Genomic DNA, 14,229 nt, shown 5'->3' on the forward strand with positions numbered 1-14,229 from the left:
ACCTTGGGCTTTTACGTTCTATTCTTTTTCTATTTACAGGTAGCGGCCTTTTAGGTGCGCTTGGAAGTGCTTAGCATTTAGTGTTTCACCCGTTGCTTCTCTTACGAGATCATCTGTTGTTAATAAGCAGCCTTTACTCCAGATGTTCTTCGACAGCCAATCGAATATCGGCGTCAGATCGCCAGAGCGAATAACCGCGTCCACATCTACTGTTTGCTTCATTGCGGCCATGAATTGGGCTGCGTACATCGCACCGAGAGTGTAAGACGGGAAATATCCAAAACTTCCATCTGTCTAATGTATAGTGATAACTTGCATTTTATGGTATGGTGTAACAATGAGAAAAGTATACAGTTATATGCGCTTTAGCCGCCCAGAGCAGGCTAAAGGCACATCAATCGAACGCCAGTCGAATTTCGCTGAGCAATACGCCATTGAGCATGGCTTAGAGCTAGATAAAAGCTTAACCATGATGGACAAAGGGCTTAGTGCGTTTCATGGTGTGCATAAGACTAAAGGCGCGTTTGGTCAATTCTTAGCAGCAGTAACGGCAGGCAAAGTTCCTAGTGGCTCAGTGCTGGTGGTAGAGTCATTAGATCGTTTAAGTCGTGAAGACCCGTTGATTGCTCAAGCTGCGCTCACCGATTTAATATTGTCTGGTATCACAGTCGTTACAGCCGCAGATAATCAAGTTTATTCTCGGGAAGAGATTCAACAAAACCCATTCAAGTTAATCATGTCCCTCGTTGTGATGATTAGGGCAAATGAAGAATCTGAAACTAAACAGCGTCGTTCTAATGCTTTCTTAAAGAGTGCGTTGAATCAATATCAAGCAAATGGAAAGATTCGACGACTCGGTTCTGATCCTAGTTGGCTTGATTTCAACAAAGACAATGACACGTATTCGTTTAATGAACGGGTAGAAGTGATTCGTCGAATTCTTAATTTGTATAATCAAGGTATTGGTTCTTTAAAGATAGCTAGACAACTGACAGAAGAAAACATACCAACGCTATCAGGTAAACGAAGTGCATGGGGACAAACAACAGTTGCCAACATCGTTAAGTCTCATGCTCTATATGGAATGAAGCGAATTAACGTTCAAGGTGTTGAGTATGACCTTGAAGACTTCTACCCAGCGTTGATTACAACATCAAAGTGGTTAGCGTTACAACAACATAGAACTAAACGAAGTAAATCAATGCATGGTCGAGGTGAAGTTGTTCACTTGATTACTGGTCATGGCAAGGGGTTTACGACTTGTGGCTATTGCGGTGGTGGGTTAGGTGCTCAAACTCAGAAGCAATATAAACGCTCGGGTGAATATAGTAGAACCGTTACACGATTGCATTGCTTAACACATAAAGAAACGAGTTCATGTTGTTCGTCTGTGTTTCTTGAACCAATAGAAAGCGCGGTATTGTTTGCAGCTTGTATCGGTGTTGAACCTCAATCCTTAGTTCCTACAGTTAACAATGTTAACTACTCTGCTTTAATCGACGAAGTAGAGAACAAAGTTAAACATATTGTCGAGCAGGTTACAGCAGGTGCACCTTGGGATTTGTTCAAAGATGCTCACGACAAACTGAAGTTGGAAAAACAAAAGCTGATTAAAGAACGCGATTCACAGAAGCCAGATGTTAATCAAAGTGACGTTCAGAAATGGGTGAACAAGCTGGTGGAATTGGCTGATAAAGCACGAGCGAATGATAAAGAAGCTAGATTGAAATGTAGAACGTTAATCAACAGCATTTGTAAGAGTATCGTGATTAAGTTACGGGGTCATGATTTAAAATCAGAGCCAGTGGTTACGATTACGTTTGTCACTGATGAGCAGTTTGAATTTAAAGTCGGCAAGAATGGAGCAGTACAGTTTGTTGATAATGGTATGGCAGTCAACAGAAGACTAAAACCGCTACTGGCTTAGTATGTTCATTGATGATTTGAGAGGGAAGCGAAAAGCTTCCCTTTTTAGTTTTGAATAGGGCTACTCAAACAGCGAATTGGCATCGGTGCCTAACACGACACACAAATCCCTGATCATCTCGTCAGTCACACGAATCATGCCGCTTTCAATTTTGGCAAGCTTGCTACGTGTCATATCGATACCGTGTAAGCTACATTCACGCTCAAGATCTGCTTGAGACCATCCCTTGGACAAACGGCAGTCGCGCACTCTTAGACCGATAATATTCTTCTTTTCCGTGACTTGGCTCATGGTTCTATTGGTCGAGGTGTAAATGGAAATAGCTTCTCATGTAAATTTGTTATTTCTGCACCTATATGGGTGCAGAGGGCTTTTATTTTGAGGATGTTATGAGCAAAAAAGTAAAACTAGGCGTAGTCAGTGTGCTATCGGTGGCTGTATTAGCTGGCTGTCAGTCAACAGGTAATCAAACACAGCAAGTAGAAAAATTGAAGGTTGCTACTAAAACGGAGGCAGTTGAGTTATTCAAGGCAGAGACATATGAATATCTTTCAGTCGAGATTGATGAGCCAATACAGTTTGAAGTGCCACTTGATGACACTGTAGATTGTGGTTTATTTGATTCAAAGACTAAAGGAAAGAAAGGAACATTCAATATCACCAAAGTCGAATCAATTGCTAAAAATCATGGGCGTTATGGTAATGAAATAGTTGGTTATGTAAGTAGTGATGAACTAGACGTAACGGAATGCCGTCCATATGTCGTAACATATCATTTGACTACGCCTAAAGTCAGAGCAACGAAAACGTTTTCCGATACAGTCTTACCGAAGTTAGTTGAATTGACACGCGAACAAATCGAGTTAAAACACAAAGCCGAAGAGGCAGTTAAGAAAGCATCTGTTGAGAAGGAAAAACAAGATCAATTAGCGAACTGGCATAAAAAAGAATTAAGTGACACTGCTTTTGCTATCGGTGGTATTGAAGTGTGTATGGAAAAAGGTACGTACTTTCTACCAACAGATCGACGAGCTAAAAAAGTAATCGATGATTGGAAGTCGTATGCTAGAAATGACATATATTCGAAAGTCGATGGAAAACATTATTGGGATAAATCAGTTTATCAACAACGTCGACAAGCTGCATTAGCCTTGCTTAGAAATAGTTGGGAAAACGATTATCTAAGCTTTTCTAATATGTGCGCTAGTTTACGTAATGTTGTTGATTCAGAGACGAACAAATAACAATCTTAATTGAACAACTTTGAAGGGAGCAGATTGCTCCCTTTTGCGTATCTCGTTAACCCATAAATAAAACAATAAACGGTTAAAAATAACGGGATAACGGAACAATGGCATTATTCAACTCACAAACAGCATCCGAAGCTGGTCGAAAGTCGAAACGCACATCGGCAAAGAAACTAATCATCGATTCAAAACTTGACGAAGAAGAACTAACTAAGAACGCTTTGAATGGTGATTACGGTGCGGTCACTCAAAGGCAAGTGCTTTTGATGTTGATTCAACATCACCTTAGACACAAAGACAGATTGTTAAAACAGGCGGTCGATGAGCAAGATCTGATATCAGCTGCGTATTTAAAAACGTTGGCGCGGCATGAACTCGAAGCAATTATGGAGTCACACAATGCTTAAGCCAGTTAAGAAAGTACAGCAAGACTATGAGTTAAATCATTGTGAGCTAACACATACACAGCTATTACGAGAAGTTGGCTCTTTAGATGAATATCGCCGTGACCAGTTAAAAGACCAAGAATATCAAGAAGCGGCAGCTCAACGACTCAACGCCATTCGAGAAAAGATGAAACAACATGAGCAAACGCGTTTGGCTTCGCAAGAACAAGCGTTGCTTGAGCAATCAGAGCGTGAACGTAAACGAAGAGAGGTACTTGAACAACTAGGAGGTGGAAATGAATAAGATACTAGCAGGGCTGTTGGTTATTATCATGCCGTTGGCGATCTCGAACATTTCATTTTCCAACAACTATGGTCAGTTGAACTCGACTCTTGATACCTTGGCGACACAACAAAAAGTGGTGTTGGAGAGAACAGATATCATTCTTGATGACATTGATCTTGTAAAGGCAACGACGAAACACAATGGCGAGCGAATTGAATCACTTGAAAGACTGCTTGCCGATTGAAACTAGCCTCGTAGAGATACGGGGCTTTTTTGTATTCATTGGACTACTGTCTAAGAACACATTCGAATGAATACGGTAACTGTATTCATTACGGTTGCTTTTTCCATTGAATACAGCCTAATGTAGTCTCATCTAGAGTTAAATGAATACAGCGAGTGAAATATGAGCAAGGTTGGCTATGTTCGGGTATCTACGGTGCAGCAGAATACAGTGCGACAACTTGATGGTGTTGAATTGGACAAAGTGTTTACCGATAAATGCAGTGGCTCAACAACTGATAGGGTAGAGCTACAGAGATTGAAAGATTACGTACGGGAAGGTGACACAGTTGTGGTTCATGACATCTCACGTCTTGCTCGTGACATGAAAGACCTATTAGGTCTGATTGAGTTCTTCAATTCTAAGTTGGTAGCTGTTCAGTTTATCAAAGAGAATATGCTTTTCAGTGCCGATAAAAGCAACCCGATGAATGAGTTATTGCTGAATTTGCTCGGTTCTGTGTATCAGTTTGAACGGCAAATGCTACTTGAACGTCAGGCTGAAGGCATAGCGAAAGCTAAAGCGGCAGGGAAGTACAAAGGGCGCACTGCAACAGTAGACAAGCAAGCTATCATTGATTGTCTTGAAAACGGTCTATCTATTCGTAAGACCGCACAGCAGCTAGGTATTGGAGTTTCTACAGTTCAGAGAGCGAAAGCCAAATTAATGCAATAATATCAACCTAATTTCATATAAATGAAATTGTTTTTAACTCTAAGCTACTGAAAAATAGTAATAAAAAATATTTTTCAATTTATTTTGTTTAGAACTCAAGATTTGCAGGTTAAGGTATATACACGTCACAAGGAAGTGCAAAAACGTATATTAAACAATGACTTAAAATGAGAGTTCTACAATGTATATTAAACAAGCACAGTCACTCGACGATATGCTTCTTTCTGATTCAAATAAGAAACAGCTACAGATTATCGCCAAAATGAAAGGCTTCTTTCTGATTCACAGTAATAGCACAGGATCAGGCAAGTCGCTTGCAGCAAAAATAGTCGCTGATTCGATTTCTGATTCAGCATTATTTATCGACGCTTCATGCGCACAGTCAGCTAAGCAGATCGACAATTTAGATAGAAAATTAGCGATGAATGATCTATCGAATTGCTCGCCAGTCGTCGTCATTGACGAAATTGATAAACTGAGCTCGCAAAAACTGCAAGCAATATCATCAGCTTATAATAAGTTCTCAACGCGTACTAATTGCGTAGTCATCATGACAGCAAACGCTATCGATAAAATTCCCGCTAACTTACTGTCTCGAGTAAACGGCATAGATTTTAATCAGTCAGATAACGAAGAATTAGTAATTGCTAAAGTAGCAGGGATTGTTGATAAAGAAATCGAAGATAAGCAATTAAATAGCAAGTTTATGCAAATTATTCGCATGATTCTCAGTGCCTCGAACGGTGATATTCGCAAAGTCTTTGCATACACAGAGAAGTATCTTCTCACTCGTGAGATTGACAAAAATCCGCTTATTTCTTCAGGCTATTAAGGTGATGCTACATGAATGTTGTTAAATTAGATGATTTTATTGAACAGTCAGAGCTACAAAGTATTGCAGAATGCACTGATAGTCTTCAGCTTGTTGAGAAATATTTCGAGCAATCTGATATCAAATGGGGCTTCTGCCGCTTCACGAAAGATAAGATGACACTTACGCCGAGTGAGCTTAATGCCGACTTTTTTCTGTGGATGCAGCGTAAAAAAGTCGATGAATCGTTTCACAAGCTTCGATATGTTAAAGCTGCGTTAACGCAGTATGACGTGAATATGTACGATGAGCTGATTGATCAGCTTCGAGAACGTTTGAAATATGATGAAACGCTCGCTGATGAGTTTGTGAAGCTGAAAAAATATGCACAATTCAGTGATGATGACATACTAATTTTCAAGTCTTGGGTTTGGAATGTTAAACGTACAATTAACAAATTAGAGAAAGAGCAAGTGCCGATGCCACTTTTGTTCGCTGTTGAGCAGCGCTTCGGTAAGAGCACGTTCAATCAAAAACTGTATGAGCCAATCGCTGAGTTAGCGTTGAGACGTGATGTTTCTAGTATCAAAGACACATTCGGCAACGGCTTGTGGCGAAAGCTGCTTGTCGTTGATTTTGATGAGATTTCTTCGATCAATACGTCAATGATCGCTAAATTCAAAGAATGGTGTTACGCAGATAAGGTCGCTATGCGAAATCCGAACACATCGACGATATTGCAATTTGAGAAAGTAACAAATGCGATAGCATCAAGTAACGTAGATGTTAGCGATATTTTAAAAGACTCAACGGGCTCGCGTCGTATTTGGCAAGTTAACTTGAAAAAGCCGCTTTTCGACGCATTAGAGCACGTAGATTTTGAAAAACTGTGGCGATGCGTCGATGAAAACGCCGAATGTCCACTGTACGTAGACAATCATATTGAGCGAATTACACAAATTCAGTACGAAACTCAGCGTTGTCGTTCATCGGTTGAAATCTGGCTAGATGAATTTCGTGAAACTAATGTTACAGAAGAGCATAAAGCGATAGATCTATTCAGGTTGTACGACTCATGGCGCAAAGTTCACAAAGAGAAAAGCTTGTCGAACACTGAATTCGGCAAACAAGTTGTGCAGCTCGGGATTGAACGACGACGCAAAAATTCAGGCAATTATTACTTTTTTGATGTGTAAAAAGTGATTTGGCAACTATGCATACTATACACGCTCTACACGTTTACGTGTAGGCGGTGTATAGAGTGTATGGTTACGCAGCTATTTTATCTGAAAATTGCGCTCTCATTTCTGAGGCAAATGCTTGTAGCCTAAATCGAGCACTCATTGGCAATTCTATTTGTGCATAGCCACATATATCTTTGATGGTTGCAAGGGCACAACCATTTTGTATCGCATAGTTAAACGCCTCAGCAATATTGGCAGAACAAGGGTTAGATCTTAGTGCTTCAATAGGGTGGACTTGCTCAACCTTATTCTCTTCACAGAGTCCTGAGTGATTTGTAACTGAATTATTAGTCGATAAAGTTGAATTGTTTGCTATGTCAGCTTGTTGTTCAGGCATGGGAATGTTGATTGTTTGTTGCTGCATTTCACATTCAATATCCCACTCGTCTAACTCATACTCACAGCCGATGAAATCGTAATCTTCTACCGTAACTCGCCCGAAAGCTTCCCCTTGAATATCAGCATCATACGTTGCAAAAAATGAGTATTGAATTTTACCAATTGAAACCGCATACAAGTAAGGTTTGCCGTTTTTCATGATGAGTAACCCTGCACTTTGTTCTGCATTCTTTCGTATTTTTGGATATCGGATGCCGCAAGTATAGAAATCGGGCTTTTTAGTTCTTTTATGACCTGATGCGCTAATTACTGGCTCACGATTTTGCTCAATAAGAGAATCAAAAAAGCGGCGTGTTTCTGCGTAAAATTCTCGATGTTGCTTTTGTGCTCTTTCTGCTCGTGACATGCCGCGATAATCCGGTGCTTTAGTATTGAAGTTCAGCCAGAGAGTTGATTTTTCTGAGATACATTCGCGATCAAGTGATAGTGCTTGAATTTTCACCGTTAAATCGGATGACGTATTACAGTTGGCATTTCGGTTGTCATAAAGGCAATGGGTGAAGCCCGATACGTGATCTTCCGAAAGGTTGACGGTGCGGATGAAGTGATGAGTTGTTTTTGAATTGGAGAATTCAATATATGGGATAGATGTTTCCATGAGTTATTCCTATGTCAAAGTTATATATTTCAGCTCGCCAAAGCTGAAGAGCGCAAAGAGGTGCACTGTTGGCGCAGTGCAAAAACCTGACAAGGAAGTAGTACGTTGAAAACATACGCACCTCTTTGCGCTCTCACATATATTTATATTTCTGGAATAAAGGGATATGGTGAAAGTTGTAGAAACAGGCAACTTTTTTTTCACCTACGTCGTACTTGTTAGTAGCAAGGAAATGAACGTAAAGAACACAAAGAATGTACTGAAAGCAATGAAGTTGATGAATGTATAGAAAGTAATGAAGTCAATGAAACTAATGAAAATAACGACAAAAATTGTCGGTATCGGAGCTTCAACGCTTCGCTTCCATGGAGTTGATGGTACTTGTAGTTCTTTGGATGAGTCTCAACTGGTAGATTAAGAGACTGCTACGCAGTCACCGTCTTGCGATAGCACTACGTGCTACCGGACAGCTTAGCTTTTGATTACTTGTTGGTTATCTTTGACTTGTATAGCGCAAGCTAGATGCTCTTCAGTGCGATTCTAGACGGTTTCAACTGGCTAGTAGCACGGCTTGGGTCGAATTAGTCTTTAACGTCGTTTAGAATCGATTCTAGACGTTAAACCGCTTTCGACATGGATTTACCTTGCATAAATACGATTGAATTCGTTAATTCATTCAATCGTAATATCTCTCGTTTTGTTAAGCAGCCTTGCGGCTGCTTTTTTTGGGTTTGAATTTTTAGTGCCGTTAAATACAACAACAAACGAACAAGAGGTAACAATATGCTTTGTCCAAGCTTACTAACAAGTCAAAATATCGATCCCGAAATTAGTATTTCTAATCAACAAATCGACCGTTCTTATTTGGTGGAATGTATCTGGGATCAAATCTACGCAACCGATCGAAAAAGAAAGAGTGGTTTAACTGATAACGATTGCCGCTACTTTGACCGACTACTGACGGCTATCTCCGAATGGAGTCAAGAAGAATTACTAGAACTTGCAGATGCAACGCCTAGCGAGTTCAGAAAAGAAATGCGAGGGTGGTAAGCATGCTTATTGAATCAATCAAAGCCGCAACACATGAACCGGAAATTCGCTTTAAAACCGAGACAACAGAAGCGCGTAAGAAAGTTGTTGATTCGGCTATAGCTGAAGTGAAGAAGCTAGCACAGCTACACAACCGTTGAAAACTATACATAGGAACTGTCAGTATTCGAAATATAGATAAATATCAAATTTATCATGGTTTTATGGGGGTGTATCTAAAGGCTTCTTGACATTTAACTGAATTGCATATCACTATGCGCTAGGAGGTATATAATGGATAGAGTAGCAGTTGTTTTTATACACGGTTTGAGAGGGAACACAGATACTGCGTATTTCGGTGATTGCGAACGCTTGTTTCGGTTTATTCCGAACACCTTAACCAGCACTTTTTCTCTTTCCCTATTTTTACTCTAAGTGTTCGGATTGCGCCAGTTTTCTCATTGATTCTCCTCCCAGTTCTATTCGATGACTATTGTGAACTAGACGATCCATTAGAGCGTCAGCGACAGTGGCGTTGCCGATCATGTTGTACCATTCTTTTACTGGTAACTGGCTGATGACGATTGTGCTGCTGTTTTGGTAACGATCTTCAAGTACTTCTAACAAGTGACCAGCATGCTCTTGAGTCAGTTTTTCCATCCCCCAGTCGTCGAGGAGTAGTAAGCCTTTCTTAGCCAGCGACTGAAGTTGTTTTTGATAACTACCATCCAGACGACCTGCGGTCAGGTCATCGAGCAAGCGAGTTAATCGGTAGTATCTGACCGTTTGCTGTTGGTCGCAGGCGCTGGTTGCCAGTGCGCAACCAAGATACGTTTTACCTGCGCCTGTTGGGCCTGTGATCAAGATGTTCTGGTGCTTGTGCAGATAGCCACCCGTTAGCAGTTCGCTCATCTGCTTGCGGTTGAGGTTTCGTCCCTCCTTGTAAATAAGTTGGCTCGGCTGAGCATCCACTCTCAGCTTGGCTTGTCGTTTCAGGCGTTGGATTTTGGTTTGATTGCGATTCAAGATTTCACTTTCCAGAAGTAGGCTTAACCTCTCCTCGAAGTCCAGCTCTGCGTAGGTGGTCAGTTGCTCTTGTTGCTGCTCTAACGCTTTCGCCGCATGACTTAAGCGCAGGGTTTTGAGTTGGTCATTCAGTGCGTTCATATCCTTTCTCCTAGTGATAACAGTTCGGGCCACGAACATTGCTGTGAACAAGGTTCGGCGTATTCGCTTTATCTTTACTCAGGTGCCCCTCACGATTGTTCTTGAGTAGATTGTTGACGAAGGTGTAATTGGGTTTTGTCAGCATCAATGCATCTTTACAGGCTTGTTCTAGGCGCGACTCGCCATAGGTTTTACTCAGATTGAGCAGCCCAAGACAGGAACGATAGGCCTGCTCTGGATGAGGTTTGGCGTTCAGCATCTTATTGACGACTTCTCGGGTGGCTGGGCCGATATTGGCTCCCCAGTTGAGCAAGCGTCCAGGCGACCACTTTTGATGTTGATGGTTACTCGGCATGTGCTCTGGTTGAGTGCTGTTTCCACGTTCCCTTTGGCTGCGTGGATGTTGAGCGATCAAGTTACCTTGGTGGTAGATCTGCACCAGACGGTTGGAGGCTTCCAGCTCGACATGGTGGCCAACCAGTTGATGGGGAACCGAGTAGTAGTGACGGCGATATTCGATGTGATAATCAGGCCCAACTTTGGCTCGCTTGGTTTCGGTATAGAGATATCGCTGTTTAGGAAGGGGCTTTAACGCGGGTTTATCGAGTTTGTCGAACAGTGCTTTGCGGCTCGCACCATACTGCTTCATCTCACGTTCGTTTAAGTCATTCATAAGCTCACGGATGGCGAGGTTCAGCTCTTTAAAGGTATGGAAGGTTTGATGGCGAAGTCGCATCATGATCCAACGTTCCACTAGGAGGACGGCATTTTCTGCTTTGGCTTTGTCTTTCGGTTTGTAGGGGCGAGCTGGCATCACGGCAGTTTGATAATGATTTGCCAGTTTTTGATAGCTTTCATTAAGCCTCGGTTCATAACGGTTAGGTTTGCTGACCGCGCTGCGTAGATTATCGGGAACCAAGAGATGGGGGACGCCACCGAAGTGCTCGAAGGCATTGGCATGCGCCTCTAACCAGTAAGACTTCCCTTGGCTGGGGAAGGCTTCCACATAGGTGTAGTTGGACGCGCCTAAGCTTGCTACGAACACTTCTGCTTCGCGCACTTCACCTGTATCAGGGTTGACCACTTGAAGCCGAGGCCCACAGTAATCGATAAACAGCTTATCACCTGCAACATGGAGCTGACGCATACTGCGCTTTTGGGTTTTGAACCAACGAGTGAAGTGCTCGCAGAACTGAGTGTAAGCGTAAGCTTGCTCTTGATATTGCTCATGGTACTCCTGCCACAATAACATCTTTGTCATGCCTTTACGTTTGAGTTCGACAGCGTACTGAGCGAAGTCTGGCATAACCTTGTCTCGACTGGCTTGCTTCGAATGATATAGGGCTTTGGTAAGGTCCGTATCACTGCAACCTTCTGGGAGAGGCCAGCCTATCTGACTTTGCTTAAAGCGAGCGACAAGCTCTGAGACTGTTGCAAGGCTGACATTGAGACAACTAGCAATACTACGGTAGGACAACCCACACTCGTACTTAAGGCGTAATATCTCTTTGATTTTGTTCATTGGAGTTCTCTTTTTAGCCATTGTCGCTTCCTTACGTTCTTGTTTAAGAAGTAAAGAATAGCGAGCTATTGATTTAAAAGAGAAAAAGGAAGGATTTCGGGCATTCCGAACGCGGTTTTCGCTATTCCGAACGCTGATTTCGGAGTTCGCTTAAAAGTGTTCGGATAATCGCGGAATGTACGTTCGGATTAAACCGAAATAGGTGTTCGGGTCATACCGAAATGGCTGTTCGGAATGCTCCGAAATACGCAGATACTTGGGTGAATGATGATGGTAAGTCATTACAAGAGCTTTTGCGCGAAGATGATGCTGTAATTGCTGAGTACTGTGATTTTTTTGAGTACAACTACTTCAGTAAGATTACTGAATTCATGAATGGCTTCGTATCTAAGCATTCATTTGGCTTGTTAAGTAAGCTACCAATTTTTGGGTCTCTAGAAATACTGTCAAAGAGTAAAAAAGTACGTAAAAATAAAACGATAGGTCAGTTGGCTAGTGGTCTGGAATCGGAATTGAGAGCTAGGTTTGATGATCATCGAGAGATTATCCTAATAGGCCATAGCATGGGAGGGTTAGTTGCAAAAAGTTTGATACTGTCTCAACTCAAGAGTGGGACAGTGGACAATATCAAATCATATATTTCCCTTGCTACCCCCCACCATGGTTCCCTACAGGCCTTGTTTCTTTCATTTAGCAAAAATAAGCATATTACTGAACTCCAACCCCTTAATGAGCAAACAATGAACCTTGAGAAGGAATGGAGTAAAAACAAAAGTTATTTACCCAAGTCGAGGTACTTAGTTTCTTTAGATGATGAAGTGGTCTTGCCGCATTGTGCTGTTCCAAACAGTGCTGATGAAGCAGATGTATTTAAAGTCAACGATGAAGATCATACCAGCATATGTAAACCAGCTAGTAAAAATAGCACATCATTTATCTTAATAAGAGATTTTGTCAAAGAGAGACTATCTGGGATTGTGATCGAAAAGGATTTTAAAGATAGCAAAATAGACAAGCTTAAAAGTTATGAAAAAGAATTGTTTGTAATAAAATTAATTATTGCTGATGTTAATGCTAGCTTGATTAAATCGTCGAAAGAATCATATTTTAAAGCTGAGATAGCTTGTCGATTAAATAAGAGAAGTGTTGACAGATTAAACGAATTGTATGACAAGATAAAGTTCATATATCAGAATGAATTCTATCTTTATGATGAAAATAAAATAGATAGTTCTGAGTTGGTTTATAAAGTACATAGCGAAATAAAAGACAAAGACTCTACAATTTTAGAGTCTGCTATTGAAAGCGTATCTTTCTTAGAGAAGATAGGCATGCTTCATCAATTAGCTAACATGGTCGATCAAGAAGTTGTTTGGTGCAATAAGGACATTTCAGAGGCTCATAATGGAGTTTGATGATGCTAATCATATGCCATATTTAGACGTATTGAGTGAACCTACAGTAAATATGACAAGGATCTATTTAATTGTAAGAGAGTTGCAATCAAATAGAAATGGTCGCTTAGTACTGACGATGGAAAAGCTCTGTTTTTTTAATGCAGCTATAGTGAGCGAAAGTATAGTAGAGAGCATACTACTTAAATATAACAAATCTATAGATACTAGTTTTAAGAATATAGATGAAGGTTTTTCCTATAAAAATAGAGACAGTATAAGAGAATCAATACAGGGTCAATTGGTTAAAGACTATGTTATACAGCTCTGTAATCTAGGTATTCTTAAGTTTAATATAGATGAAAACTATAGCTTACTGTCTGTTGAAAATTATATTGATATAAATGAATGCGACTCTCTTATTCTTGCGTGGAAAGAAAATATAAAACGATTGAAATTTTGCGTTAGCAAGTCTGAAAAAGAGTTGTTTTCATCTTTAGTTGAGGCTTCGTATGAATAATTCACCTAGTTTGATTGTAAGAAAATTGACTGTCCTAGGGACTAGAAAAAATTACGAGATAGAGTTTGATTCTGGTATTAATATAATATGGGGTGACCTTGATTGCGGTAAAAGTAGTATATTGAGCTTGATTTCATATTGCTTAGGGGCATCAAGCCTTGATAGTTATGATGAACTTGAAGAAAGTGCAAGGTCTGCAAGGCTTACTGTCGAAATAAATGATGATACATATATATTTGAACGCGAGCTATTTAACAGTAAACAATATATTAAGGGGTATCGAGGGGTTGTAAATCCAGATATTGCTCCAATAATATTGTCTCCTGATTTAAATGGTGATGCGCCAGATGGTTATATATCTTTCTTTATAATGGATCTATTAGGATTACCTATTACTAAAGTTAAAATCTCACCAAGTAAAACTGATTCAACGATGCATAGAGTTGGTTTTAAAGATTTACTGAAGTTTTTATATCTTAAGCAAAAAGATATAGCATCAGATTCATTGCTTAACATGAATGAAAGGTATAGATATGTTAAGCATAAAGAGATAATGAAGTTTTTGTTTAACATTCATAATCAAAATATCTCTGAGATCGAAGCTGCAATAGCAAAGCAACAAGAAAAACTAAATGAGAAAAAACGGGAATATAATGAAATAACTAAGTTTTTGAATAGGGTTAACTTCGACTTTTCTATCGACTTTGAAAAAAAGAAGAAGAAAATAATGACGCTGTAAAA

General features: G+C 40.3%; 17 protein-coding genes and 1 pseudogene. 13 read left to right on the top strand and 5 right to left on the bottom strand.

The window, feature by feature from the left end:
- Positions 1-33 precede the first annotated feature (33 nt).
- A pseudogene (locus tag P4S59_RS07060) lies at positions 34-294 on the bottom strand (carboxypeptidase M32); the annotation flags it as partial.
- A gap of 43 nt (positions 295-337) precedes the next feature.
- On the opposite strand from P4S59_RS07060, the gene P4S59_RS07065 reads away from it, so the two are divergent.
- Positions 338-1,927 (top strand): recombinase family protein, encoded by a 1,590-nt coding sequence (locus P4S59_RS07065; RefSeq protein WP_078231512.1) that lies wholly within the window; start codon positions 338-340, stop codon positions 1,925-1,927.
- A 60-nt stretch (positions 1,928-1,987) separates the two neighbouring features.
- Here P4S59_RS07065 and P4S59_RS07070 read toward each other — a convergent pair whose 3' ends face one another.
- On the bottom strand, positions 1,988-2,218 hold the full coding sequence (locus P4S59_RS07070) for a helix-turn-helix domain-containing protein (RefSeq protein WP_025818071.1): 231 nt from the start codon (positions 2,216-2,218) through the stop codon (positions 1,988-1,990).
- A gap of 98 nt (positions 2,219-2,316) precedes the next feature.
- Between P4S59_RS07070 and P4S59_RS07075 the strand changes: the two genes are divergently transcribed.
- From P4S59_RS07075 to P4S59_RS07105, 7 genes are all read left to right on the top strand, one after another.
- Positions 2,317-3,171, top strand: a complete 855-nt coding sequence (locus tag P4S59_RS07075; protein ID WP_222766328.1) for a hypothetical protein — start codon at positions 2,317-2,319, stop codon at positions 3,169-3,171.
- Between the two features lie 107 nt (positions 3,172-3,278).
- Positions 3,279-3,581: a hypothetical protein gene (locus P4S59_RS07080; protein WP_025818069.1), complete on the top strand. Its 303-nt coding sequence runs from the start codon at positions 3,279-3,281 to the stop codon at positions 3,579-3,581.
- Positions 3,574-3,864 (top strand): hypothetical protein, encoded by a 291-nt coding sequence (locus tag P4S59_RS07085; protein WP_025818068.1) that lies wholly within the window; start codon positions 3,574-3,576, stop codon positions 3,862-3,864. The genes P4S59_RS07080 and P4S59_RS07085 overlap by 8 nt, the downstream gene beginning before the upstream one ends.
- Positions 3,857-4,090, top strand: a complete 234-nt coding sequence (locus tag P4S59_RS07090) for a hypothetical protein (protein ID WP_025818067.1) — start codon at positions 3,857-3,859, stop codon at positions 4,088-4,090. Before P4S59_RS07085 ends, P4S59_RS07090 begins: the two co-directional genes overlap by 8 nt.
- A gap of 162 nt (positions 4,091-4,252) precedes the next feature.
- Positions 4,253-4,804: a recombinase family protein gene (locus tag P4S59_RS07095; RefSeq protein WP_025818066.1), complete on the top strand. Its 552-nt coding sequence runs from the start codon at positions 4,253-4,255 to the stop codon at positions 4,802-4,804.
- A 181-nt stretch (positions 4,805-4,985) separates the two neighbouring features.
- Positions 4,986-5,636 carry an AAA family ATPase gene (locus P4S59_RS07100; RefSeq protein ID WP_025818065.1) on the top strand — a complete coding sequence of 217 codons (651 nt, stop codon included), beginning with the start codon at positions 4,986-4,988 and terminating at the stop codon, positions 5,634-5,636.
- An 11-nt stretch (positions 5,637-5,647) separates the two neighbouring features.
- The gene (locus P4S59_RS07105; protein ID WP_025818064.1) at positions 5,648-6,811 is read left to right on the top strand and encodes a VapE domain-containing protein; all 1,164 of its coding nucleotides are present in this window, start codon (positions 5,648-5,650) and stop codon (positions 6,809-6,811) included.
- A gap of 73 nt (positions 6,812-6,884) precedes the next feature.
- Here P4S59_RS07105 and P4S59_RS07110 read toward each other — a convergent pair whose 3' ends face one another.
- Entirely contained in the window at positions 6,885-7,856 is a 972-nt protein-coding gene (locus P4S59_RS07110; RefSeq protein WP_222766327.1) for a hypothetical protein, read from the bottom strand.
- A gap of 783 nt (positions 7,857-8,639) precedes the next feature.
- Here P4S59_RS07110 and P4S59_RS07115 point away from each other — a divergent pair.
- Both P4S59_RS07115 and P4S59_RS07120 read left to right on the top strand, forming a co-directional pair.
- Complete coding sequence (locus P4S59_RS07115) at positions 8,640-8,906, top strand: hypothetical protein (protein ID WP_025818062.1); 267 nt, start codon at positions 8,640-8,642, stop codon at positions 8,904-8,906.
- Between the two features lie 2 nt (positions 8,907-8,908).
- Positions 8,909-9,046 (top strand): hypothetical protein, encoded by a 138-nt coding sequence (locus P4S59_RS07120; protein WP_158500878.1) that lies wholly within the window; start codon positions 8,909-8,911, stop codon positions 9,044-9,046.
- A gap of 265 nt (positions 9,047-9,311) precedes the next feature.
- On the opposite strand, the gene istB is transcribed toward P4S59_RS07120, so the two are convergent.
- Entirely contained in the window at positions 9,312-10,052 is a 741-nt protein-coding gene (istB, locus tag P4S59_RS07125; RefSeq protein ID WP_238131037.1) for an IS21-like element ISVch3 family helper ATPase IstB, read from the bottom strand.
- 10 nt (positions 10,053-10,062) lie between these two features.
- Positions 10,063-11,595, bottom strand: coding sequence for an IS21 family transposase (gene istA / locus P4S59_RS07130; RefSeq protein ID WP_337167981.1), 1,533 nt, complete (start codon positions 11,593-11,595; stop codon positions 10,063-10,065).
- 200 nt (positions 11,596-11,795) lie between these two features.
- Between istA and P4S59_RS07135 the strand changes: the two genes are divergently transcribed.
- The 3 genes from P4S59_RS07135 to P4S59_RS07145 are packed head-to-tail and all read left to right on the top strand — an operon-like array spanning position 11,796 to position 14,227.
- On the top strand, positions 11,796-12,989 hold the full coding sequence (locus tag P4S59_RS07135; RefSeq protein ID WP_337168146.1) for an ABC-three component system protein: 1,194 nt from the start codon (positions 11,796-11,798) through the stop codon (positions 12,987-12,989).
- On the top strand, positions 12,979-13,488 hold the full coding sequence (locus P4S59_RS07140) for a hypothetical protein (protein ID WP_222766326.1): 510 nt from the start codon (positions 12,979-12,981) through the stop codon (positions 13,486-13,488). The genes P4S59_RS07135 and P4S59_RS07140 overlap by 11 nt, the downstream gene beginning before the upstream one ends.
- Complete coding sequence (locus P4S59_RS07145) at positions 13,481-14,227, top strand: AAA family ATPase (RefSeq protein ID WP_337168147.1); 747 nt, start codon at positions 13,481-13,483, stop codon at positions 14,225-14,227. Before P4S59_RS07140 ends, P4S59_RS07145 begins: the two co-directional genes overlap by 8 nt.
- Positions 14,228-14,229: the final 2 nt, after the last annotated feature.

Origin of the sequence: Vibrio sp. M60_M70 (assembly GCF_037162085.1) — a bacterium.
Taxonomy (GTDB): Bacteria; Pseudomonadota; Gammaproteobacteria; order Enterobacterales; family Vibrionaceae; genus Vibrio; species Vibrio diabolicus.

Bases quoted from the DNA above. Each gene is read 5' to 3' on its own strand.
- P4S59_RS07080 (WP_025818069.1), top strand. From the start codon at position 3,279: ATGGCATTATTCAACTCACAAACAGCATCCGAAGCTGGTCGAAAGTCG.
- P4S59_RS07140 (WP_222766326.1), top strand. From the start codon at position 12,979: ATGGAGTTTGATGATGCTAATCATATGCCATATTTAGACGTATTGAGT.
- istB (WP_238131037.1), bottom strand. From the start codon at position 10,052: ATGAACGCACTGAATGACCAACTCAAAACCCTGCGCTTAAGTCATGCG.
- P4S59_RS07120 (WP_158500878.1), top strand. From the start codon at position 8,909: ATGCTTATTGAATCAATCAAAGCCGCAACACATGAACCGGAAATTCGC.
- P4S59_RS07085 (WP_025818068.1), top strand. From the start codon at position 3,574: ATGCTTAAGCCAGTTAAGAAAGTACAGCAAGACTATGAGTTAAATCAT.
- P4S59_RS07100 (WP_025818065.1), top strand. From the start codon at position 4,986: ATGTATATTAAACAAGCACAGTCACTCGACGATATGCTTCTTTCTGAT.
- P4S59_RS07115 (WP_025818062.1), top strand. From the start codon at position 8,640: ATGCTTTGTCCAAGCTTACTAACAAGTCAAAATATCGATCCCGAAATT.
- P4S59_RS07070 (WP_025818071.1), bottom strand. From the start codon at position 2,218: ATGAGCCAAGTCACGGAAAAGAAGAATATTATCGGTCTAAGAGTGCGC.
- istA (WP_337167981.1), bottom strand. From the start codon at position 11,595: ATGGCTAAAAAGAGAACTCCAATGAACAAAATCAAAGAGATATTACGC.
- P4S59_RS07065 (WP_078231512.1), top strand. From the start codon at position 338: ATGAGAAAAGTATACAGTTATATGCGCTTTAGCCGCCCAGAGCAGGCT.
- P4S59_RS07110 (WP_222766327.1), bottom strand. From the start codon at position 7,856: ATGGAAACATCTATCCCATATATTGAATTCTCCAATTCAAAAACAACT.
- P4S59_RS07075 (WP_222766328.1), top strand. From the start codon at position 2,317: ATGAGCAAAAAAGTAAAACTAGGCGTAGTCAGTGTGCTATCGGTGGCT.
- P4S59_RS07145 (WP_337168147.1), top strand. From the start codon at position 13,481: ATGAATAATTCACCTAGTTTGATTGTAAGAAAATTGACTGTCCTAGGG.
- P4S59_RS07105 (WP_025818064.1), top strand. From the start codon at position 5,648: ATGAATGTTGTTAAATTAGATGATTTTATTGAACAGTCAGAGCTACAA.
- P4S59_RS07135 (WP_337168146.1), top strand. From the start codon at position 11,796: ATGGCTGTTCGGAATGCTCCGAAATACGCAGATACTTGGGTGAATGAT.
- P4S59_RS07090 (WP_025818067.1), top strand. From the start codon at position 3,857: ATGAATAAGATACTAGCAGGGCTGTTGGTTATTATCATGCCGTTGGCG.
- P4S59_RS07095 (WP_025818066.1), top strand. From the start codon at position 4,253: ATGAGCAAGGTTGGCTATGTTCGGGTATCTACGGTGCAGCAGAATACA.